Genomic DNA, 20822 nt, shown 5'->3' with positions numbered 1-20822 from the left:
CTTTTATTTTCCTCATGTTTTATATTTAAAACCATTCAAATTACCTATAAATTAATATAAAAAATTTGAATGGTTAAAATAAAGATTTGATTAAATTAACCAATACGACGTTTTAATCCTGTCATTTGTAAAACGCGCGTTGAAATTTCTTCAATAGACATTTCAGTCACATTTAAATATTTAATCCCTTCTGAAATATAGATTCCTTCAATTGCTCTGAGTTCCATTTGGCATTGGCTAAAACTTGCATAACGACTATTCGCTTTACGTTCACTACGAATCGCAACTAATCGCTCAGCATCAATCATTAAACCAAACAATTTACTGCGATGCGGTCTTAGTACTGCTGGCAAACGGTTATCATCCAAATCTTCTTCTGTTAAAGGATAGTTTGCAACACGGATACCAAATTGAAGAGATAAGTAAATAGAAGTTGGTGTTTTACCCGAACGAGAGACGCCAATTAAGATTAAATCCGCTTTATCATAATGACGAGTACGCGCTCCGTCATCATTATCAAGCGCAAAATGAACAGCATCAATACGAGCTTTATAAGATTCAGAATCGGTTACGGCATGTGTCTGCCCAACTAATGTCGTAGGTGGCGTACCTAACTCTTGTTCCAATTTACTGATTAAACCTTCAAACACATCAAGATTAACTGCTTTAGCAGTATTAATGATTTCTCGTACGTGTGGATCAACTAAAGTATCAAAGACTAAAGGTAGACAACCATCTTTGGTTTGACATCTATTAATTTCAATCACAACATCCATTGCCGCCTCTTCAGTTGTAATATACGGCATGATATGAATATCAAAATCAACATTGGGAAATTGTGCTAATAACGAATGTCCAAGAGTCTCGGCAGTAATTGCAGTTCCATCAGAAATAAAAAAAACGCTCCGTCTAAACTGTTTACTTTCTGACATTAAAATTCTCCTTAAACATTTGTCTTAGTGCTATATAATCTTTATAGTAAACTGATCTTACATGACTGTCGCTTAGTATAATTCTCAACTAAGCACTTTATTTTTATAATTTCATGCCAAGATAGACATTAATACTGCAAAAGTGGAGTGAAAACTTTGGAAGCGCGCGTAATCGGTCTAGAAAAATTAGGGAAACACGATGTCGAACTCGTAGGTGGGAAAAACTCATCTTTGGGTGAAATGATCAGCCATTTATCAAATGCTGGTGTATCGGTACCAGGCGGTTTTGCAACTACTGCTGATGCCTATCGTGAGTTCTTAGATCAAAGCGGTCTTAACGCTCGAATTCAAGCAGAACTTGCTCAACTCAATGTTGATGACGTAAATGCCCTTGCAGAAACAGGTGCTAAAATTCGTCAATGGATTGTAGAGACTCCACTCACTGCAAACCTAGAACAAGAAATTCGCGCCGCTTTTACAACACTTTCTAACGGCAACCCAGAAATCGCGGTTGCCGTTCGTTCATCTGCAACTGCTGAAGATTTACCAGATGCTTCGTTCGCGGGTCAGCAAGAAACTTTCTTAAATATTCGCGGTATTGATAACGTTCTTATTGCGATTAAAGAAGTATTCGCTTCTTTATATAATGACCGTGCAATTTCTTACCGTGTACACCAAGGTTTTGACCATGACGTAGTTGCTCTTTCTGCAGGCGTTCAGCGTATGGTTCGCTCTGAAACTGGCGCTGCGGGTGTAATGTTTACACTTGATACTGAGTCTGGTTTTCGCGACGTTGTATTTATTACAGCATCTTATGGTTTAGGTGAAATGGTTGTACAGGGTGCCGTTAACCCAGACGAATTTTACTTATCTAAACCATTATTAAATGCTGGTAGACATTCAGTTTTACGCCGTAACCTTGGTTCAAAACACCAGAAAATGATTTATGGTGAGGAAGGTTCTGCTGGTAAATCAGTTGTCGTTGTTGATGTTGAGAAACAAGAGCGCCAACAATTTGCTTTAAATGATCATGAGTTACAAGAGCTAGCTAAACAAGCGCTTATTATTGAGCAGCACTACGGTGCGCCAATGGATATCGAATGGGCAAAAGATGGCGATGATGGTCAAATTTATATTGTTCAAGCTCGCCCTGAAACAGTAAAAAGCCGTCAAAATGTAGGCACAATGGAGCGCTACCTTCTTAAACAAAGAGGTACTGTTCTTTGTGAAGGCCGTTCAATTGGTCAACGTATTGGATCTGGTAAAGTCCGTATCATTAATTCAATTAAAGAAATGGACAAAGTTCAAGAAGGCGACGTTCTTGTATCAGATATGACCGATCCTGATTGGGAACCGGTAATGAAACGTGCTGCGGCAATTATTACTAACCGCGGTGGTCGTACATGTCACGCGGCAATTATTGCACGTGAACTTGGTGTACCTGCTATTGTCGGCTGTGGTAACGCAACAGAAGTCTTGACTGATGGACAAGAAGTAACTGTTTCTTGTGCTGAGGGTGACACTGGCTTCATTTATGAAGGTGCTTTAGATTTCGAAGTTCAACGTAACTCAATTGAATCTATGCCTAAGCTATCGTTCAAAATTATGATGAACGTAGGTAACCCTGACCGCGCGTTTGACTTTGCTCAAATTCCAAATGAAGGTATTGGTCTTGCTCGTCTTGAGTTCATTATTAACCGTATGATCGGCGTGCATCCTAAAGCCCTACTCAACATTGATAGCCTACCGCGTGAAACTCGTGCTGCGGTTCTAACTCGTACGGCAGGTTATGCTTCACCAGTAGATTTCTATGTTGAAAAATTGGTTGAAGGTATTGCGACTCTTGCTGCTGCATTCGGTGACAAGCCAGTTATCGTTCGTATGTCTGACTTCAAATCAAATGAATATGCAAACTTGATTGGCGGTAAGTTATACGAGCCTGAAGAAGAAAACCCGATGCTCGGTTTCCGTGGTGCAAGCCGTTATGTATCTGATAATTTCCGTGACTGTTTCGAATTAGAATGCCGTGCACTTAAAAAAGCTCGTGATGAAATGGGTTTAACCAATATTCAAATCATGATTCCTTTTGTACGTACTGTATCTGAAGCAAAACGCGTTATTGAGTTACTTGCACAAAATGGTTTGAGACGCGGTGAGAACGGCTTAAAAGTAATCATGATGTGTGAATTACCAACTAACGCTTTGTTAGCTGAACAGTTCCTAGAGCATTTTGATGGCTTCTCTATTGGTTCGAATGACTTAACTCAGTTAACGCTCGGTCTTGACCGTGACTCTGGCATTGTTTCACACCTATTTGATGAACGTGATGCAGCAGTTAAAGCCCTTCTTTCAATGGCAATCCATGCCTGCCGTAAAGCGGGTAAATATGTAGGTATCTGTGGTCAAGGTCCTTCAGACCATCCAGATCTTGCAAAATGGTTAATGGAACAAGGTATTGAGTCTGTCTCTCTTAACCCAGACTCAGTTTTAGATACATGGTTCTTCCTTGCTGAAGAAAAAATCAAGCAAATCTAATATGTTATAAAAAAAGGCCCATCCGTGGGTCTTTTTTCATCTTTAGAATAGAGAATTTTTATTTATGCAAATTTACTTGGCACGTAATAATCAACAAGCTGGGCCTTACACCTTAGAGCAAGTAAATCAAATGTTGGCTAGCCAACAAATTTTGTTAACTGATTTAGCTTGGCATGAAGGCATGACAGAATGGAAAGCTTTAGGAGAATTAACCCAAGGTAAACTTGTATATCAACCTATCGGTTATTCTGCACCTGTCATAAACACCAATAGCTCACCTAATGAGACTATTCGTCAAATTCGTGTAGAACCTAAAATTCACGAACTTGCCTCTATTCAATCTCGTGCTTTGGCAAAAATTATTGATTTATTACTTTGGTTACCAATAGCTGCGATTCCTTCTTTTTTCTTTAATGAATCTCAATATAAGCAATTATTTGAATTGCAAAAACAAATGCAATCAGCTGAAGTTGCTTCAACTAAAGCAGCAGAACTACAACATCAACTTTTTACTTTAATTCCTATTGAAGCTTGGCATTCTATGCTTGCTTACGTCGTAATCATGCTTGCAATTCAAGCCTTTCTTTTAACAAAATATGGGCAAAGTATAGGTAAGAAAATTGTTGGAATTAAAATCGTAGATGCTGAGAGCAATGGTAAAGTTAATTTAACTCGCATCTTCTTATTAAGAAGTGTTGTTTTCATCATACTCAACTTGTTGTTTATGCCTATTAGTACAATTATTGACTACGCTTTTGCATTAGGGCAAAAGAGACAGGCGCTACATGACAAAATTGCAAGAACAAAAGTGATCAAATGATAGTGAATGACTCATTCATTTAAGGTCTAAAAAAAAAGGAGGCACCCCGCCTCCTTTTTTCTATAGAGAGTTGATATTTAAATAAAAGCTCCATATTGATTCGATACCCTACAAAAAAAATCGGGTTTTAAAACAATTATTTCAGACTACTTTATGTATAGCTTAGTTTGTCGATATGAGGCATAATGCCCTACAACGTAGCGGTGTCATATAATTGAGAAGTCTAAATTTAAGGATTAGCGTTCTCAATCATGCGACACTTTAATCGCTATCCCATATTTAATTAGGGAATGGGACTCTTCACCGAGGTTGTAAAATGAGACAAACGATTTTAGCTGTATTGTCTTTATCAACGCTTGCCGCACTTTTGACTGGGTGTGGTGGTGATATGGTACTTCTAAACTCTAAAGGTCCAGTTGGTCAAGGTCAAAGTGACCTTATGATGACTGCGATCTATTTAATGTTACTTGTGGTGATTCCTTCAATCATCATGGCATTATGGTTTGGTTGGAAATATCGCGCGTCAAATAAAGATGCAGACTATAAACCTACATGGGCACACTCAACTACAATTGAAGTTGTAGTATGGGGTATCCCTGTCATTATTATTGGTATTTTAGCTTGGTTAACTTGGTGGGGTTCCCACAAGTATGACCCATACCGTCCTTTAGAATCAGATAAAGCTCCTTTAACTATTCAAGTTGTTGCAGAACAGTTTAAGTGGATCTTCATTTATCCTGAACAAAACATTGCAACTGTTAACGAAGTACGTTTCCCTGAAAAAACTCCGTTAAGCTTTAAAATCACCTCTAACTTTACAATGAACTCTTTCTTCATTCCACAGTTAGGCGGCCAGATTTATGCAATGGCAGGTATGCAAACTCACCTTCATTTGTTAGCAAATGAAACTGGCATATATCGTGGTTTCTCTTCTAACTACTCAGGTTACGGTTTCTCTCAAATGCGTTTCAAGGCGCATAGTGTTACAGAGCAACAGTTCAACGAATGGGTAGCAGCTGTAAAAGCGGGTAATGGTTCTACTATTAACCCAGAAGCAGTTCAAAAAACTACGCTTGACCAAGCTGAATTAGCAACCTTACGTGATGGTGACCGTTCTAAGCACCAGATCGAGCATTTAGTAAATCGTGCTAAAGCTGCTGGTGATCAAGAAGCGCTTGCTAAAGCTGAAGCTATGAAACCGTTCCCGACTAAGCCACACCCTGTGACTTATTACTCTTCAGTTGAACCACAATTGTTTGAAACAATTATCAACCATTATATGAGTAACTATCATGGTGTTGACCACTCTGCTGCGCATGCAACAGCTGAACACGCTGCTCAAGGGGAATAAGACATGGATATGATTTTTGGTAAACTGGGTTGGGACTCTATCCCGACAGAGCCAATCGTGCTTGTCACCATGGTCCTTATGGCACTTGGTGCAATTGTTGTGCTTGGCGGTATCACCTATTTCAAAAAATGGGGATACTTGTGGAATGAGTGGTTTATTACGGTAGACCATAAAAAAATTGGTATCATGTACATTCTTGTATCTGTGGTCATGCTTTTGCGTGGTTTCGCCGATGCAATTATGATGCGTCTACAACTTTTCCTCGCTAAAGGCGGCGGCGAAGGTTATCTACATCCAGACCATTACGACCAGATCTTCACCGCACACGGTGTAATCATGATCTTCTTCGTAGCAATGGGTCTTGTTGTTGGTATGATGAACATCTCTGTACCATTACAGATTGGTGCTCGTGACGTTGCATTCCCATTATTGAACTCTTTAAGCTTCTGGTTATTCGCTGGTGCTGCTGGTTTGATGATGCTTTCACTTGTATTAGGTGAATTTGCTGCGACTGGTTGGATGGCTTACCCTCCTCTGTCTGGCATTCAATATTCTCCTGGTGTAGGTGTTGACTACTATATCTGGGCACTTCAGGTTTCTGGTCTAGGTACGCTTTTATCTGGTGTTAACTTCTTCGTTACCATCATCAAAATGCGTGCACCTGGCATGAAATTAATGGATATGCCTATTTTTACGTGGACTTCACTTTGTACGGCTGTATTAATCATTGCATCGTTCCCTGTATTAACAGGTACACTTGCAATGTTAACTCTAGACCGTTACTTCGGCTTCCATTTCTTCACAAATGAGCTTGGCGGTAGCCCAATGCTTTATGTGAACTTGATCTGGACATGGGGTCACCCTGAGGTATATATCTTAGTATTACCAGCATTTGGTCTATACTCAGAAATCGTTGCAACCTTCTCTCGTAAAGCGTTGTTCGGTTACAAGTCTATGGTGTATGCAACTATCGCGATTACAGTTCTTGCGTTCGTTGTATGGCTTCACCACTTCTTTACCATGGGTGCTGGTGCGAACGTTAACGCGTTCTTCGGTATCATGACCATGGTTATTGCGATTCCTACTGGTGTGAAAATCTTCTCTTGGTTATTCACTATGTATAAAGGTCGCATCACCTTTACTACTCCAATGTTATGGACGCTTGGCTTCCTTATTACATTTGGTATCGGTGGTTTAACTGGTGTACTTATGGCTGTTCCACCTGCGGACTTCCTTGTACACAACTCATTATTCTTGATCGCTCACTTCCATAACGTAATTATCGGTGGTGTGGTGTTTGGTATGTTTGCCGGCATCATTTACTATTGGCCAAAAATGTTTGGTTGGAAGCTCAATGAAGCATGGGGTAAAGCTGCGTTCTGGTTCTGGTTCTTCGGTTTCTATTTTGCATTCATGCCACTTTATATCCTTGGTTTCATGGGTATGACTCGTCGTTTGAATACATATGACAACCCAGAATGGGACCCTTACCTTGCAATTGCATTATTTGGTGCTGTTCTCGTTGCGATTGGTATTGCATGTTTCTTAATGCAAATCATTGTTGGTTTCTTACAACGCAAAGATAACATGGACCTTACGGGCGATCCATGGGATGCACGTACGCTTGAATGGGCGACTTCTTCCCCTGCTCCGTTCTATAACTTTGCGCATGAACCAGATGCAAGCGGTATTGACCGTTTCTGGACTGACAAAGAAAATGGTGTAGCATACGCACGTAACACTAAATATGAAGACATCCACATGCCGACTGATCGTGCTGCTGGTTTTGTCATTGCAATGTTCATTACTCTTCTTGGCTTTGCACTCATCTGGCATATTTGGTGGCTCGTTGTTGTTTCATTCGTTTCAGCTGTTATTAGCTTGATCGTAAGCTCATTCACTAAGAATGTTGATTACTACGTTCCTGCTGCTGAAGTTGAGCGTATTGAAAACGAACGCTATGCTTTACTTGAAAAACACTTGAAGAAGGACTAAGGAAATGGCTGAAGTACTTCATCACGACAACCACGGCCATGATGGTCATCATGAGCATGATGATACAGATTTAACGGTCTTTGGTTTCTGGACATACTTGATGAGTGACTTGATTCTTTTCGGATCACTCTTCATTGCGTTCGCTGTGTTAAGCAGTCATGTTCCAGAAGGTACTCCAAGTGCATATAAACTGTTCCATGAATCACTAGGCTACGTGTTAACTGAAACATTTGCCTTATTGATTTCATCGGTAACTTTCGGTTTTGCTGTACTTGCATCTTATAAAAAGAATGTAAATCAAGTTATCACTTGGTTATTTATTACATTCCTTTTTGGTGCAACGTTCATTGGAATGGAGCTTTATGAGTTCCATCACCTTGTAGAAGAAGGTCATGGTCCAACTCACAGTGCATTCTTATCATCGTTCTTTACTTTGGTTGGTACACACGGTATCCACGTAACTTCTGGTTTAGTGTGGATGTTGGTATTGATGTATCAAATCAAAACTAAAGGTTTGACATTACCGAATACACGTCGTCTAGCTTGCTTAAGCTTGTTCTGGCACTTCCTTGACATCGTTTGGATCTGTGTATTCAGCGTCGTTTACTTACTGGGAGTTCTCTAATGAGTAGTCATGACCATAATGCTGCAGGTGCGTCACACGGTAACTTTAAGCAATACACTGTTGGATTTATCCTTTCTGTTATCCTCACCATCATCCCGTTCGGGATGGTGATGGCGGGTGGTTTCAGTCGTGGCATCTTAGTTACAGTAATTGCTATTGCTGCTGTGGCTCAGGTTCTTGTACAACTTGTGTACTTCCTACACATGAATACATCATCTGAACAACGCTGGAATATGATTGCATTCATCTACACAATCTTATGTATCGCTGTGCTTTTAATCGGTTCTGTGTGGATTATGAATTACCTTCACTACAATATGATGATCTAAACTGATTGTCATGTTGAAAAAATATTTATTCCTGACTAAACCAGGAATTCTCTTCGGTAATTTCATTACCACCTTGGGCGGCTTCTTCTTAGCCGCCCAAGGCTCTATAGACATCTTATTATTACTACTCACCTTACTTGGAACAACTTTAGTTGTCGCTTCTGGTTGTGTTGTAAATAATGTGATAGACCAAGACATCGACACAAAAATGCAGCGCACGCAAAACCGTGCATTAGTCAAAAAAACCATCTCTCCTACTGTTGCACTTATATATGCATTTGTTCTTGGACTTATCGGTTTTAGTATTTTGTGGTTCGGTGTAAATGCTTACGCTTTCTTGTTTGCAATGATTGGTTTTGTTGTCTATGTCGGTTTTTATAGTTTGTGGACAAAACGCACCTCAATCCATCAAACCGTCATTGGTAGTATTTCCGGAGCGAGCCCTCCTGTTATTGGTTATACAGCAGTAACTCATCATTTTGATGTAGCCGCTTTACTTTTGTTTTTAGCTTACGCGCTATGGCAAATGCCACATTCATGGGCAATTGCTATTTATCGTTTTGACGATTACAAAAATGCGGGAATCCCCATTCTGCCTGTTGCACGTTCTATTTATCGTACGAAAGTAGAGTGTGTCATTTATATTGTGTTGTTTGCAGCCGTATTGAATGGTTTATATTGTTTTGGCTATACCAATATATTTTTTCTAGTAACTTTTAATGCATTAACAGCGTATTGGTTCTATTTATCAATTATTGGCTTTAAAGCTGAAAATGACCAACTTTGGGCTAAACGTTTTTTCCTTTACTCGGTCATATTAATTACCTTGTTAAGTTTGAGCTTTAGCTTTACCTATCAATCCCCTGCTCCAAATCTTCCTCTCTTTTAAATAAGGGAGGATTTCCTCCTCGATAGTAAAGAAGTTTTACTTTTCTCATCAAAAGATTTGTTTTTAGTCGAACTTTTACTTATAATTCAGCCTTCGCAAATTTTGCGACATAACTTTCAAGTTATGACTCCTTGCTTCTAATTTTTTATTTATTAGGGGCTGTTTAAACCGTAAGGAGCTGACAATGCGTCATTACGAAATCGTACTTTTAGTACACCCAGATCAAAGCGATCAAGTTGTAGGTATGGTTGAACGCTATATCTCTCAGATCAAAGAAGCTGAAGGTCAAATTCACCGTTTAGAAGATTGGGGCCGTCGTCAATTGGCTTACCCAATTAACAAAATTCACAAAGCGCACTACATTCTTATGAATGTTGAGTGTGGTCAAACTACACTTGATGAGTTAGAAGAATTGTTCCGTTATAATGACGCGATCATTCGTAACCTTATCATTCGTCGTGAACACGCAATCACTGAAGAGTCATTGCTTGCTAAAAGTGCTGAAGAAAAGCGTGCGCGTAAAGCTCAACGTGAAGAAGCACAGCAAGTTGCTCAAGACGCTGAATAAGGAGAACATCAATGGCACGTTTTTACCGTCGTCGCAAGTTCTGCCGCTTTACAGCTGAGAATGTTGTGTACATCGACTACAAAGATATCGATACTTTAAAACAGTACATCACTGAAAACGGCAAGATTGTTCCTAGCCGTATCACTGGTACTAAAGCTCGTTATCAACGTCAATTAGCTCTTGCTATCAAGCAAGCTCGCTACTTGTCTTTGATTCCGTACACTGACAACCATAAGTGAGGTGATCTGTGGACGTTATCTTATTACAACGCATTAAGAACCTTGGTAAATTAGGCGATAAAGTATCAGTTAAAGCTGGTTACGGCCGTAACTTCCTTATCCCTCAAGGTAAAGCAGTTGCAGCTACTGAAGCTAACACTGCTGCTTTCGAAGCTCGTCGCGCTGAACTTGAAAAGCAAGAAGCTGAAATTTTAGCTGCTGCTCAAGCACGTGCTGAACAATTGAATGAAGTTAACATCGTTATCACTGCTAAAGCTGGTGACGAAGGTAAACTCTTCGGTTCTATCGGTACTCGTGACATCGCTGACGCTTTAACGAATGCTGGTCTTACAGTTGACCGTGCAGAAGTTCGTTTACCGAATGGCGCGCTTCGTCACACTGGTGAATTCAACATCGCAATCCAATTGCATCATGATGTTGTTGCAGAAGTTCTCGTTACTATCGTATCTGAGTAATTTCTCATCAAAAAAAGAGCATGCTTCTGCATGCTCTTTTTTTATGTGCCCTATTTTTAAAATAAGATATATTAATTCCTGATCAGTTCTTTAGTTTAATTGGTTTTTTAATTAGGTAGTTTATTTCATTTTGTTTTAAGATAGTTCTCGGCCTTACAGGCTATTTGCGTACATCTTTCTTTATCATCAGGTCTAATTATGTCTCAGGCGAATGCCACTTCTTTAACCCTTTCATCTCCAACAGAAAATAAGACGAGTGAATCAGGCCAACTTAAAGAGTTTCGCACTCCCCCACACAATTTAGCCATTGAACAGGCTGTTCTTGCGGCCTTAATGACAGTTGCCGAATCTTTTGAACAAGTCAGCGACTTATTAAAAGAAAATGATTTTTATGCAACACGTCACAAATATATCTATCGTGCCATTGAGAAACTAGCACAAGAAAACTCTCCTTATGATGCTGTGTTAGTAAGTGACTGGCTCTTAAAACAAAATTTACTCGATGCAATTGGTGGTGAAGAGTATTTGATGCAGCTTATGGCTGATTCACCATCAAGTTTCTATAACTTAGAAACGTATGCCAGTAAAATTAAAGAATTCTCTACGCTTCGCAGCATGATTAAAGTTAGTACTGAAATTTTACAAAATGCTTATGACACAAAAGGTCGTGGTGTTAGCGAAATTCTAGACTTGGCCGAAACAAGTATTTTCTCTTTAGCAGAACAGCACAATAACAATAAAAAGGATGCAGGTCCTAAATCTATTAGCTCTGTTACCGCCGATGTAATTAGTAAACTTGATGAGCTCTCAAAACTCGATGGCAATATTACAGGTTTAACCACAGGCTTCTTAGAACTTGATAATAAAACATCTGGTATGCAGCCTGGTGACTTAATTATTGTTGCTGCACGTCCATCGATGGGTAAGACTACTTTTGCCATGAATTTGGTTGAAAGTGTTTTGCAATATAACAAGCTACCCGCTCTGGTTTTCTCTATGGAGATGCCAGCAGATTCGATTGCGATGCGTCTTATTTCTGCAATGGGTAAAGTTCACCAAGGACATTTACGTTCGGGGAACTTAGATGCAGATGAATGGACCAAAGTGACTGGTACCATTTTACAACTTCAACAAATGCATTTGTATATTGATGACTCATCTGCCCTACCTCCAACGGAACTTCGTGCCCGCGCTCGACGCGTTGCAAAAATGCATGATGGCAAAATTGGATGTATCATGGTCGATTACTTGCAGCTCATGAAAGTTCCTGGCATGGGTGATAACCGTGTAGGTGAGATTTCCGAAATTTCACGTAGCTTGAAAGCATTAGCAAAAGAAATGCAATGCCCAGTTATCGCACTTTCCCAGCTCAACCGAAGTCTGGAAAACCGTCCAAATAAACGCCCAGTAATGTCCGACTTACGTGAATCTGGTGCGATCGAGCAGGATGCCGACTTAATTATGTTTATTTACCGTGATGAGGTTTATAACAAAGAGTCTAAAGAAGCTGGTACCGCAGAAATTATTATTGGTAAGCAGCGTAACGGTCCAATTGGTTCAGTCCGTCTTGCCTTTGAAGGTCAATATACTCGATTTAGTAATCTCTCTCCTGAGTATTACAGCCAATATGATGATGAAGAATAAACTCTATCTCTAGCCCAAAGGAGTAAATGAGGGTGCGCCAAGCAACAGTTTATATTGATCGTAATGCGCTTCAATATAATTTAAACCGTGTCAAACAACTCGCAGCAAATTCAAAAATTGTAAGTATGGTGAAAGCTAATGGTTATGGACATGGAATCAAAGACTGTTTAGCAGCCTTAAATGCCTCAGATGCCTTTGGTGTCGCCTGCCTACAAGAAGGTTTAGAAATTCGTGAACTCGGATTTCAACAATCTGTTACTTTAATTGAAGGGGTATTTTCTGAAGATGAAATGCCAATTGCAATTGAACAAAAATTTGAATGTGTAATTCACCATCAACAACAATTTGAATGGTTAATTAAGTATAAGCAAAAATACATCGCTCAAGGTTTAAAAGTCTGGGTTAAGCTTAATAGCGGCATGAACCGTTTAGGCTTTAAAGTTACTGAAATTATTGAAGTTATTAAAACTTTAAAAGCCGAAGGATTTACCTGTGTGCTGGCAATGCATTTCGCAAATGCAGATGTAGACCACCCGCTTAATGAACAACAAAAGCAACAATTTTTACAAGTTAAACAAGCTTGTGAACCAGTTTTAGCATCTTGCTGTAACTCTGCTGCTATTTATAAATGGCCAGAATTACATTTTGATTATGTTCGTCCGGGTATTATGCTTTACGGCGCTTCACCTTTTGCAGATAAAACAGTCCATGATCTTGACTTAAAACCAGTCATGACTTTTTCAGCAGAAGTCATTGCACTAAACCATATTCAGACTAATGAGCATGTCGGTTATGGCTCCACTTTTTGCGCAAAGCAAGCAATGGATATCGCGATTGTTTCTATAGGTTATGGTGATGGTTATCCACGAGCTTATATTAAACAAAATTATGTCGCTATTGATAAACAGCTCTGTGCAGTTGTAGGTCGAGTAAGTATGGATATGCTTGCTATCGACGTGACAGGTATGCAAGTAAAATTAGGTACGCCAGTCGAACTTTGGGGTGCACACCGTTTAGTGGATGATGTTGCAGATGCAAACGGAACAATAGGATATGAATTACTCTGTCGCTTAAGCAATCGCCCTACTCGTAAAAGCAGTTAAATAATAAAATTAAAAAAAATCCAAGCATGCTTGGATTTTTTATTTATGTACTCAAAATTTTATCGCCAGTAGTCATCAGTCGGTTTTGGCATTTCCTGTAAGCCGCGGCGTAGAGTATCGGACCATTGCCGACTGATTTGTGAAAAATAAGGATCATCTTCTGTAATTCGTTTTCCCATCGGAATTACAAAGCTATCTTTTATATAAATCAATGCATCCAGTGGTAAACCAACAGAAACATTTGAACGTAAAGTCGAATCAAAAGAAATTAAGCTACAACGTAATGCATCATCTAATGGCATTGCATAATATAAAGCTCGGTCCAGAATCGGTTTGCCATATTTACTTTCACCAATTTGAAAATAAGGCGTATCCGTCGTTGCACAAATAAAATTGCCTTGTGGATAGACATTATAAAGTTGCATGTCACCACCTTTAATCTGTCCACCCACCAAAATACTACAGGCGTAATTCATTTGTTCTTGGGTGTCCGAACTAATATCCTCTAAAACAGCTTTTAAAGTTTTACCAATAAGTTCTGCTGCCTCAAACATCGTATTAACACTATATAAATTAGGCTCTTGCTGTAAAGTAAGCGCATTTTGCAAATGACCTATAACAGCTTGCGTTGTGGCTAAGTTACCTGCTGTTTGCAAGGCAATAAAACGTTCTCCGGTAACGCCAAAAGTATGCAATTTTCGGAACACAGAAATATGGTCAACTCCTGCATTAGTCCTCGTGTCACTAATAAACACTAAACCTTGTTCCAATCTTAGCGCACAACAATAAGTCATTTCATTCTCTTTACATTCAACATGCCAACACTTGAACCACAGACATCATGTTCTCAACTCCACCTTGCTCTCTTACACCACGAATAGGTGCCACATCGAGATAGTCACGGCCAACTGCAAGGTAGATATGATGTTTGGGTGTAAACAACTGATTGCTTACATCAAAACAATACCACTGATTTTCTACAAATACTTCCGCCCAAGCGTGACTGGCAAGGTGCGGATAGTTTTGATCAAATAGATAACCAGAGACATAACGTGCTGGTAATTGTAGCGCACGACACATTGCAATTAAAACATGAGCATGATCTTGGCATACACCTTCTCCAGCATGAAAGGCTTCAGCTGCAGTTGTCTGAACTGAAGTACTTTCAGGCTGATAAAGTATTTTCTGTAAAATATATTCACTTAATAATGCAATATGCTGTCGATCTTTGACTAATACAATATTTCTAGCAAAATCCAACATTTCTGGATCACATCGTGTTGCACCTGTCATCTGCAAAAACAAATTTGTAGGTGTAGATAAATTTACACAACCCAGCTCTACATCTTGAAGCTCAACAATCCCTTGAGCCATGAATGTAAGATGTTGGTATTGATAGCGCTGACTAGCCGTCATCCAGACATTGTTAAATATGTCCCTTTTAATCGTTTTGTCACCCGGCACGCTAATTGCCCAATTCATAACATGTTGATGCGGCGATGTTTGAGGCATCATTTTAATATACTGAATACTGTTTTGAGCAGTTTCCGTATAGCTATAATGCGTTTGATGATTAACCATCAATTTCATAATTAGACCTCAAACATATTTTCCAACTGCTGCGTAAAAGTATAATAAGCGTCCCACTTAAGTTGCTGTTTCAGCACTTGCCAATTTTGATCTATAGTCTCCCAACCTAAGTCAGCAAGCCGTTTCACCAAAATATCTAGCTCCAACACCAGAGCAGATAAATCTTGTCCAAAACGTAACTCAATATCAAATTGCTCTATTTTTTGACCTAAATGCAGAAATAAACATACATCTTCATTTTCCGCTTCTAGTATTTGAGTACATTGTTCAACTGCATTTCTCAAGATTTCAGGTTGAGCTTCAAGCGTGTTAATAACATGATTTAATTCTGCATAAGCCTTTGATGACAATATACCTCTTAGTTCCTGAATATTATCTTTAGCAATAATGAACTGGTTCAGTAATGAAAATGTTTGCTTCTTGTCTAACATATAGTGATTTAGTAATTCAGCATTTTCTATGACCAAACCAAATGCTGCTGCAAATTTTGTTGCTTTCTCATCTTGTGTAAAGGGTAAATGAGAGGCTGCGAATTTAACTCGCATTAAATATCGACCCAACCAATATATTTGATGCGCACTCGAATTGAGTAAAACCATAAAGTTCCTCTTTAACCCACAATCAGGAATGTAATGTTTCGACAACCCATGTATCTTTTATACCGCCACCTTGGGACGAATTTACGACTAGAGAGCCAGCCTGCATCGCCACACGTGTTAAGCCACCCGGTACTATTTCTGTACGATAAGGTGAGCTCAATACAAATGGACGCAAATCAATGTGACGTTCAGCCACCCCTCCTGTCGTTAAAGTCGGAGCAACAGATAAAGCTAAGGTAGGTTGTGCAATGTACATATGAGGCGTGGCGATCAATTTTTTTCTAAAGTCATCAATTTCACACGAACTGGCTTTAGGCCCAATTAACATGCCATAACCACCTGAACCCTGTGCTTCTTTAACAACCAATTGATCTAAATTAGACAGCACATAATCTAAATGTTCATCTTTACGGCACTGATAAGTAGGTACATTTTTTAAGATTGGTGTTTCACCCAAATAGTATTGGATCATTTGGTCTACGTAAGGATAAATAGATTTATCATCAGCCACGCCTGTTCCAGGTGCATTTGCAATCACCACATTTTTTTGCAAATAAGCGGACATAAGTCCTGCTACACCTAAGGCACTGTCTGGTCTAAATGCTAAAGGATCTAGAAAATCATCATCTAATCGGCGGTAAATCACATCTACTTTTTGACGCCCGCGAATAGTTTTGACAAATACTTGATCATTTTCGACAAATAAATCCCGATTTGTAACTAGTGGAACATCCATTTCACGTGCTAGAAAAGCATGCTCATAAAAAGCACTGTTAAAACGTCCCGGTGTTAGTACAACCACAAAAGGTTGATCCGCAGGTGAATTCTCCTGCAATATTTCTTTTAAAAGTTTTGGATAATGCTCAATTCCCTGTAAATTATTGGCTGCACATAGCTCCGGCATCAATTGTTGGCTAATGTTTCGGCTTTCGATCATGTAAGACACACCAGAAGGTGTTCTTAAATTATCCTCCAATACAAAAAACTCTCCTTCTCCATCACGGATAATATCAATTCCGCTAATTTGTGAATAAATTTTACCTTTCAAAGCATGTTTGAGCATATGGGGTTGGAAAGCCTCATTCCCCATGATTTGATCTTCGGGAATCAGTTGTTCTTTTAAAATATGTTGTCCATGATAAATATCATCTAGGAAATAATTTAATGCTTTAACGCGCTGCGCACAGCCCGAAGCTATTTTCTCCCACTGTTTTTTTTCAATTATCCGTGGAATTAAATCAAAAGGAATCGTTCGCTCTGTACCTTCTTTATCACCGTATACGTTAAAAGTAATTCCATGATAAAGAAAATGCCGCTTCGCTTGAGCATTTAATTCTTTTAACTCATCTAAAGTACGAATACTCAACCATTGTTCAATTTTTTTTAGAAGCCGCTCCATTTGATGTCACATCATCCAGCATCTCATTAAAAAATTCTGATTTTAGCTGTTCAAATAGATTGGTTTGTACGGAAATATGTTCTAAAAAAGAGGTTGGGTTAATGAGTGCCGTAGTTGTCTGCTCTTGTATAAAAAAATCATTATCTATATGTAATTCATGCTCTTGTTCTGACATAACCACCTCGTCTTATCATTTATCTATATTTCATTTTTAAATAAGCAATTTCAGTGCCACTTATATATGTTTAATATTTTTACGGTGTTTTGTTATAGCTTTCTTCTTCTAAATCTTAACATCGATTGTAAAAGGTTCAGTAAACCGAATCTGACAAACTTGCTAAATGTGTAAAGATTTTTTATTGTGTTGACACCAAAGCAATTGGATATAGATGTATTACGCTTATGTCTGTAATAGAAAAAGAAACTTCGAATAGTTTATATCGCCAATGGCAGATCTTGTCTCGCCTTCCAACCGGTAAATGGATCGGAACACGGGAATTACAAGAAATGCTTGAACGTGAAGGTATTGATATCAGTTTAAGGACTATTCAGCGTGATTTAAATCAAATTGCTCAGCGCTTTCCGATTGAAAGCAATAAGGCCGTACCTCAGGGCTGGCGGTGGCAATCCGATGCGCCTATTCAGAGCTTACCTCACATGACGAGCTCTCAGGCAGTAACCTTTATGATGGTTGAGGAGCATCTTAAACACTTGCTTCCACCTAGTCTTCTTGATGAGATGGGACCTTGGTTTGATTTAGCTAAACGCAGCCTCTCTACACAAAATAATGTAAGACAGTGGATTAACCGAGTACGTATTGTCCCCGCAAGCCAACCACTTATTCCACCTGTAGTCGACCGTGCTGCTCAACAAGCAATTTATGAAGGTCTACTCCAAGACAAACAAATTGAATGTGTTTATCAGGCTCGAGTAAATCAAGGTGAAGACAAAACTTATGTTTTAAATCCTTTGGCTTTGGTACAAAAAGGTGCAGTAATTTATTTGATTTGCACACGGCATGACAAAACTGAAGTTCAAACATTTGCCTTGCACCGTTTTAAATCAGCAAAAGTCTTAGATAGTCGAGCACTGCATCCTGTCAATTTTGATATTGATCATTATATTGATTCAGGTGCTTTAGGCTTCAGAGTGGACTATAAACAGCCAACTGAATCAATCCGGCTCACATTAACTATGACAGAGCAAACTGCTCGAACTTTCTATGAAAGTCAGTTAAGTAAGGACCAAACTATCATTCCACTTGAAGAAAATATTGTAGAAGTTACCGCAACAGTACCTTTTACATCTCAACTTGTGTGGTGGCTACGTAGTTTTGGCAAAAAATTACTGCATATTGAACCAATTCAAGTACACAACGCTGTACGAGAAATTGAGTCTGAAAATAAATAGATATAAAAAAGAGAACCATAAGGTTCTCTTTAGATTTTGAATTATAATTTTCTTAATTTTATATTGGCTCTTATATTTATAGTTGTTTCAGATCAGCCTGTTCTCCCCCTACAAAACTGATCTGCTCTTTCTTTTGCGCTATTTTGAACATGAACATTGGCATGCCATTTCATATCCATTGTAGCGAATTGATTTCATTGTCATGGTTAAAGCCCTCTTGTTTGAACGTGAATTTAATATAACTGGCTACCTGAAATATGTGAAATAAGAAAAAAAGGAAGCGAAATCTATTTTCTTCCTTAGGAAGTTTCCATATATTTTTTGAACAGAAAATAAAAAAGCCCAGTCTTAACTGGGCTTTTTGTACACTTAAATGATTAAGCTGTTTTCTTAATCATATTGTTTTTACGAATTGTGATCATTACAAGCTGAACAGCTGCTGGTGTAACACCAGGAATACGGCTTGCTTGAGCTAATGTTTCCGGAAGAACTGTTTTTAATTTCTGGGTAATTTCGCGAGATAAACCAGACACGACGTCATAATCAAAATCGGTAGGAATTTTAGTTTCTTCAAGACGCTTTAACTGTGCCACATCTTCATGCTGACGGTTAATATAACCTTCGTATTTCACAGCAATCTCGATTTGCTCACCAACCTGCTCAGAAACTTCAGAACCTGTAAGTTCTGCAATTTGACCAAAGCTAATATTAGGGCGTTTAAGCAAATCAATTGCGCTACATTCTTTACTTAAGTCAGCACCCGTCATCTCAACGAATTTCTTACCCATAGGGTTATTTGGTGCTGCCCACAAATGTTGTAAACGAGAGGTTTCACGCTCAACCGCTTCCATTTTTTCACAATAAGCAGCCCAACGAACATCATCAACCAAACCAAGTTCACGACCAACAGTCGTTAAACGCTGATCTGCATTGTCTTCACGTAGCATCAAACGGTATTCCGCACGTGAGGTAAACATACGGTACGGTTCTTTGGTTCCTAAAGTGATGAGGTCATCAACCAACACACCCATGTAAGCTTGGTCACGCTTAGGTGTCCACTCTTCTTGCTCCCACGCACGGCGCGCAGCATTTAAGCCAGCAAGTAAACCTTGAGCACCTGCCTCTTCATAACCTGTCGTACCATTAATTTGGCCAGCAAAATATAGACCATTAATCGCTTTAGTTTCGAGGGTGAATTTCAAAGCTTGCGGATTGAAATAATCGTATTCAATCGCATAGCCTGGACGCAAAATATGCGCATTTTCCATACCACGAATAGAGCGAACAAGCTCAAACTGCACATCAAATGGAAGCGAAGTCGAAATACCATTTGGATAAAGCTCGTGTGTATCTAAACCTTCTGGTTCCAAAAATACTTGATGTGAGTCTTTATCAGCGAAACGGTGAATTTTATCTTCGATTGATGGGCAGTAACGTGGACCAACACCTTCAATAACACCGGTATACATTGGTGAACGATCTAAACCACCACGAATAATGTCGTGAGTTTTTTCATTCGTATGCGTGATATAACAATTTACTTGTTCTGGGTGCATAGAAGCATCACCCATGAATGACATGACCGGAGACGGGAAATCACCCGGCTGTGGAATCATGACTGAAAAATCAACCGAACGCGCATCAATACGTGGTGGAGTTCCAGTTTTTAAACGCCCCACAGGTAGTTTTAATTCACGTAAACGTTGAGCAAGTGCAATAGAAGGTGGATCACCAGCACGGCCACCGCTTGATTTTTCTAAACCAACGTGAATTACACCGCCTAGGAATGTACCTGTAGTCAACACCACAGTTTTAGCATCAAAGCGAATACCCATTTGGGTAACTACACCTTTAACTGTATCACCTTCAACAATCAGGTCATCAGCTGCTTGCTGGAAAATATCAAGATTTGCTTGATTTTCCAAAGTATCGCGGATGGCAGCTTTATAGCGCACACGGTCAGCTTGAGCACGTGTTGCACGCACTGCTGCGCCTTTACGCGAGTTTAAAATACGGAACTGAATACCACCTTTATCGGCAGCTAACGCCATTGCGCCACCAAGTGCATCAATTTCGCGTACTAAATGCGACTTACCAATACCACCGATTGCTGGGTTACAACTCATTTGACCCAAAGTCTCAATGTTATGGGTCAAAAGCAAAGTCTGTCGTCCCATACGCGCAGCAGCAAGGGCCGCTTCCGTACCTGCGTGACCGCCGCCGATAACAATAACATCATAAACTTTAGGGTAGTGCATGAGTACAAAACACCAGAAAAAAAAGACGGAACATTATAGCAAAATTATCTGCTTATTGATGTACATAATTACAAAATTGTC

Annotated in this window: 18 protein-coding genes and 1 pseudogene; 13 read left to right on the top strand and 6 right to left on the bottom strand. The window is 39.3% G+C overall.

Annotated features, from left to right (window positions below; all coding sequences use genetic code 11):
- Positions 1-95 precede the first annotated feature (95 nt).
- On the bottom strand, positions 96-932 hold the full coding sequence (ppsR, locus tag AOLE_RS06485; RefSeq protein WP_004791471.1) for a posphoenolpyruvate synthetase regulatory kinase/phosphorylase PpsR: 837 nt from the start codon (positions 930-932) through the stop codon (positions 96-98).
- Positions 933-1079: 147 nt separating this feature from the next.
- On the opposite strand from ppsR, the gene ppsA reads away from it, so the two are divergent.
- The 12 genes from ppsA (at position 1080) to alr (ending at position 13485) form a co-directional block, all read left to right on the top strand.
- Entirely contained in the window at positions 1080-3467 is a 2388-nt protein-coding gene (gene ppsA, locus AOLE_RS06480; RefSeq protein ID WP_171056848.1) for a phosphoenolpyruvate synthase, read from the top strand.
- Between the two features lie 64 nt (positions 3468-3531).
- Positions 3532-4287 carry an RDD family protein gene (locus tag AOLE_RS06475; RefSeq protein WP_013197337.1) on the top strand — a complete coding sequence of 252 codons (756 nt, stop codon included), beginning with the start codon at positions 3532-3534 and terminating at the stop codon, positions 4285-4287.
- 316 nt (positions 4288-4603) lie between these two features.
- Positions 4604-5638, top strand: a complete 1035-nt coding sequence (cyoA, locus tag AOLE_RS06470) for a ubiquinol oxidase subunit II (protein ID WP_013197336.1) — start codon at positions 4604-4606, stop codon at positions 5636-5638.
- Between the two features lie 3 nt (positions 5639-5641).
- Positions 5642-7633 (top strand): cytochrome o ubiquinol oxidase subunit I, encoded by a 1992-nt coding sequence (gene cyoB / locus AOLE_RS06465; RefSeq protein WP_013197335.1) that lies wholly within the window; start codon positions 5642-5644, stop codon positions 7631-7633.
- Positions 7634-7637: 4 nt separating this feature from the next.
- Positions 7638-8258 (top strand): cytochrome o ubiquinol oxidase subunit III, encoded by a 621-nt coding sequence (cyoC, locus tag AOLE_RS06460; protein ID WP_004700835.1) that lies wholly within the window; start codon positions 7638-7640, stop codon positions 8256-8258.
- Complete coding sequence (locus AOLE_RS06455; RefSeq protein WP_004643325.1) at positions 8258-8587, top strand: cytochrome o ubiquinol oxidase subunit IV; 330 nt, start codon at positions 8258-8260, stop codon at positions 8585-8587. Before cyoC ends, AOLE_RS06455 begins: the two co-directional genes overlap by 1 nt.
- A 10-nt stretch (positions 8588-8597) precedes the next feature.
- Complete coding sequence (cyoE, locus tag AOLE_RS06450) at positions 8598-9476, top strand: heme o synthase (protein WP_005306754.1); 879 nt, start codon at positions 8598-8600, stop codon at positions 9474-9476.
- 184 nt (positions 9477-9660) lie between these two features.
- On the top strand, positions 9661-10044 hold the full coding sequence (rpsF, locus tag AOLE_RS06445; RefSeq protein WP_004791455.1) for a 30S ribosomal protein S6: 384 nt from the start codon (positions 9661-9663) through the stop codon (positions 10042-10044).
- A gap of 11 nt (positions 10045-10055) precedes the next feature.
- Positions 10056-10283: a 30S ribosomal protein S18 gene (rpsR, locus tag AOLE_RS06440; protein WP_004791454.1), complete on the top strand. Its 228-nt coding sequence runs from the start codon at positions 10056-10058 to the stop codon at positions 10281-10283.
- Between the two features lie 8 nt (positions 10284-10291).
- Positions 10292-10738, top strand: coding sequence for a 50S ribosomal protein L9 (rplI, locus tag AOLE_RS06435; RefSeq protein WP_004700828.1), 447 nt, complete (start codon positions 10292-10294; stop codon positions 10736-10738).
- A 198-nt stretch (positions 10739-10936) separates the two neighbouring features.
- Positions 10937-12382 carry a replicative DNA helicase gene (gene dnaB, locus AOLE_RS06430; protein ID WP_004791451.1) on the top strand — a complete coding sequence of 482 codons (1446 nt, stop codon included), beginning with the start codon at positions 10937-10939 and terminating at the stop codon, positions 12380-12382.
- A gap of 32 nt (positions 12383-12414) precedes the next feature.
- A complete protein-coding gene (gene alr, locus AOLE_RS06425; RefSeq protein WP_013197334.1) occupies positions 12415-13485 on the top strand; it encodes an alanine racemase in 1071 nt (356 codons plus the stop codon).
- A 59-nt stretch (positions 13486-13544) separates the two neighbouring features.
- Here the strand turns inward: alr and AOLE_RS06420 are convergent, their stop codons facing one another.
- The 4 genes and pseudogenes from AOLE_RS06420 to AOLE_RS06405 all read right to left on the bottom strand — a co-directional run bounded on the left by AOLE_RS06420 (position 13545) and on the right by AOLE_RS06405 (position 17248).
- Entirely contained in the window at positions 13545-14279 is a 735-nt protein-coding gene (locus AOLE_RS06420; RefSeq protein ID WP_013197333.1) for a proteasome-type protease, read from the bottom strand.
- Between the two features lie 16 nt (positions 14280-14295).
- Positions 14296-15075 (bottom strand): transglutaminase family protein, encoded by a 780-nt coding sequence (locus AOLE_RS06415; protein ID WP_013197332.1) that lies wholly within the window; start codon positions 15073-15075, stop codon positions 14296-14298.
- 2 nt (positions 15076-15077) lie between these two features.
- Positions 15078-15674, bottom strand: a complete 597-nt coding sequence (locus tag AOLE_RS06410) for an alpha-E domain-containing protein (RefSeq protein ID WP_013197331.1) — start codon at positions 15672-15674, stop codon at positions 15078-15080.
- Between the two features lie 22 nt (positions 15675-15696).
- A pseudogene (locus tag AOLE_RS06405) lies at positions 15697-17248 on the bottom strand (circularly permuted type 2 ATP-grasp protein).
- 227 nt (positions 17249-17475) lie between these two features.
- Here AOLE_RS06405 and AOLE_RS20590 point away from each other — a divergent pair.
- Entirely contained in the window at positions 17476-18483 is a 1008-nt protein-coding gene (locus AOLE_RS20590) for a helix-turn-helix transcriptional regulator (RefSeq protein ID WP_013197330.1), read from the top strand.
- Positions 18484-18860: 377 nt separating this feature from the next.
- Here the strand turns inward: AOLE_RS20590 and mnmG are convergent, their stop codons facing one another.
- Positions 18861-20741: a tRNA uridine-5-carboxymethylaminomethyl(34) synthesis enzyme MnmG gene (gene mnmG / locus AOLE_RS06395; protein ID WP_013197329.1), complete on the bottom strand. Its 1881-nt coding sequence runs from the start codon at positions 20739-20741 to the stop codon at positions 18861-18863.
- Positions 20742-20822: the final 81 nt, after the last annotated feature.

The organism is Acinetobacter oleivorans DR1, assembly GCF_000196795.1.
In the GTDB taxonomy this organism is placed as follows: domain Bacteria; phylum Pseudomonadota; class Gammaproteobacteria; order Pseudomonadales; family Moraxellaceae; genus Acinetobacter; species Acinetobacter oleivorans.
This window is presented reverse-complemented; position numbering and strand designations above follow the sequence as displayed.

Excerpts from the sequence above, each read along its gene's own strand:
- cyoC (WP_004700835.1), top strand. The coding sequence starts at position 7,638 with ATGGCTGAAGTACTTCATCACGACAACCACGGCCATGATGGTCATCAT.
- dnaB (WP_004791451.1), top strand. The coding sequence starts at position 10,937 with ATGTCTCAGGCGAATGCCACTTCTTTAACCCTTTCATCTCCAACAGAA.
- cyoB (WP_013197335.1), top strand. The coding sequence starts at position 5,642 with ATGGATATGATTTTTGGTAAACTGGGTTGGGACTCTATCCCGACAGAG.
- AOLE_RS06410 (WP_013197331.1), bottom strand. The coding sequence starts at position 15,674 with ATGGTTTTACTCAATTCGAGTGCGCATCAAATATATTGGTTGGGTCGA.
- AOLE_RS06415 (WP_013197332.1), bottom strand. The coding sequence starts at position 15,075 with ATGAAATTGATGGTTAATCATCAAACGCATTATAGCTATACGGAAACT.
- mnmG (WP_013197329.1), bottom strand. The coding sequence starts at position 20,741 with ATGCACTACCCTAAAGTTTATGATGTTATTGTTATCGGCGGCGGTCAC.
- cyoE (WP_005306754.1), top strand. The coding sequence starts at position 8,598 with ATGTTGAAAAAATATTTATTCCTGACTAAACCAGGAATTCTCTTCGGT.
- AOLE_RS06420 (WP_013197333.1), bottom strand. The coding sequence starts at position 14,279 with ATGACTTATTGTTGTGCGCTAAGATTGGAACAAGGTTTAGTGTTTATT.
- ppsR (WP_004791471.1), bottom strand. The coding sequence starts at position 932 with ATGTCAGAAAGTAAACAGTTTAGACGGAGCGTTTTTTTTATTTCTGAT.
- cyoA (WP_013197336.1), top strand. The coding sequence starts at position 4,604 with ATGAGACAAACGATTTTAGCTGTATTGTCTTTATCAACGCTTGCCGCA.
- AOLE_RS06475 (WP_013197337.1), top strand. The coding sequence starts at position 3,532 with ATGCAAATTTACTTGGCACGTAATAATCAACAAGCTGGGCCTTACACC.
- rpsR (WP_004791454.1), top strand. The coding sequence starts at position 10,056 with ATGGCACGTTTTTACCGTCGTCGCAAGTTCTGCCGCTTTACAGCTGAG.
- rpsF (WP_004791455.1), top strand. The coding sequence starts at position 9,661 with ATGCGTCATTACGAAATCGTACTTTTAGTACACCCAGATCAAAGCGAT.
- AOLE_RS06455 (WP_004643325.1), top strand. The coding sequence starts at position 8,258 with ATGAGTAGTCATGACCATAATGCTGCAGGTGCGTCACACGGTAACTTT.
- AOLE_RS20590 (WP_013197330.1), top strand. The coding sequence starts at position 17,476 with ATGTCTGTAATAGAAAAAGAAACTTCGAATAGTTTATATCGCCAATGG.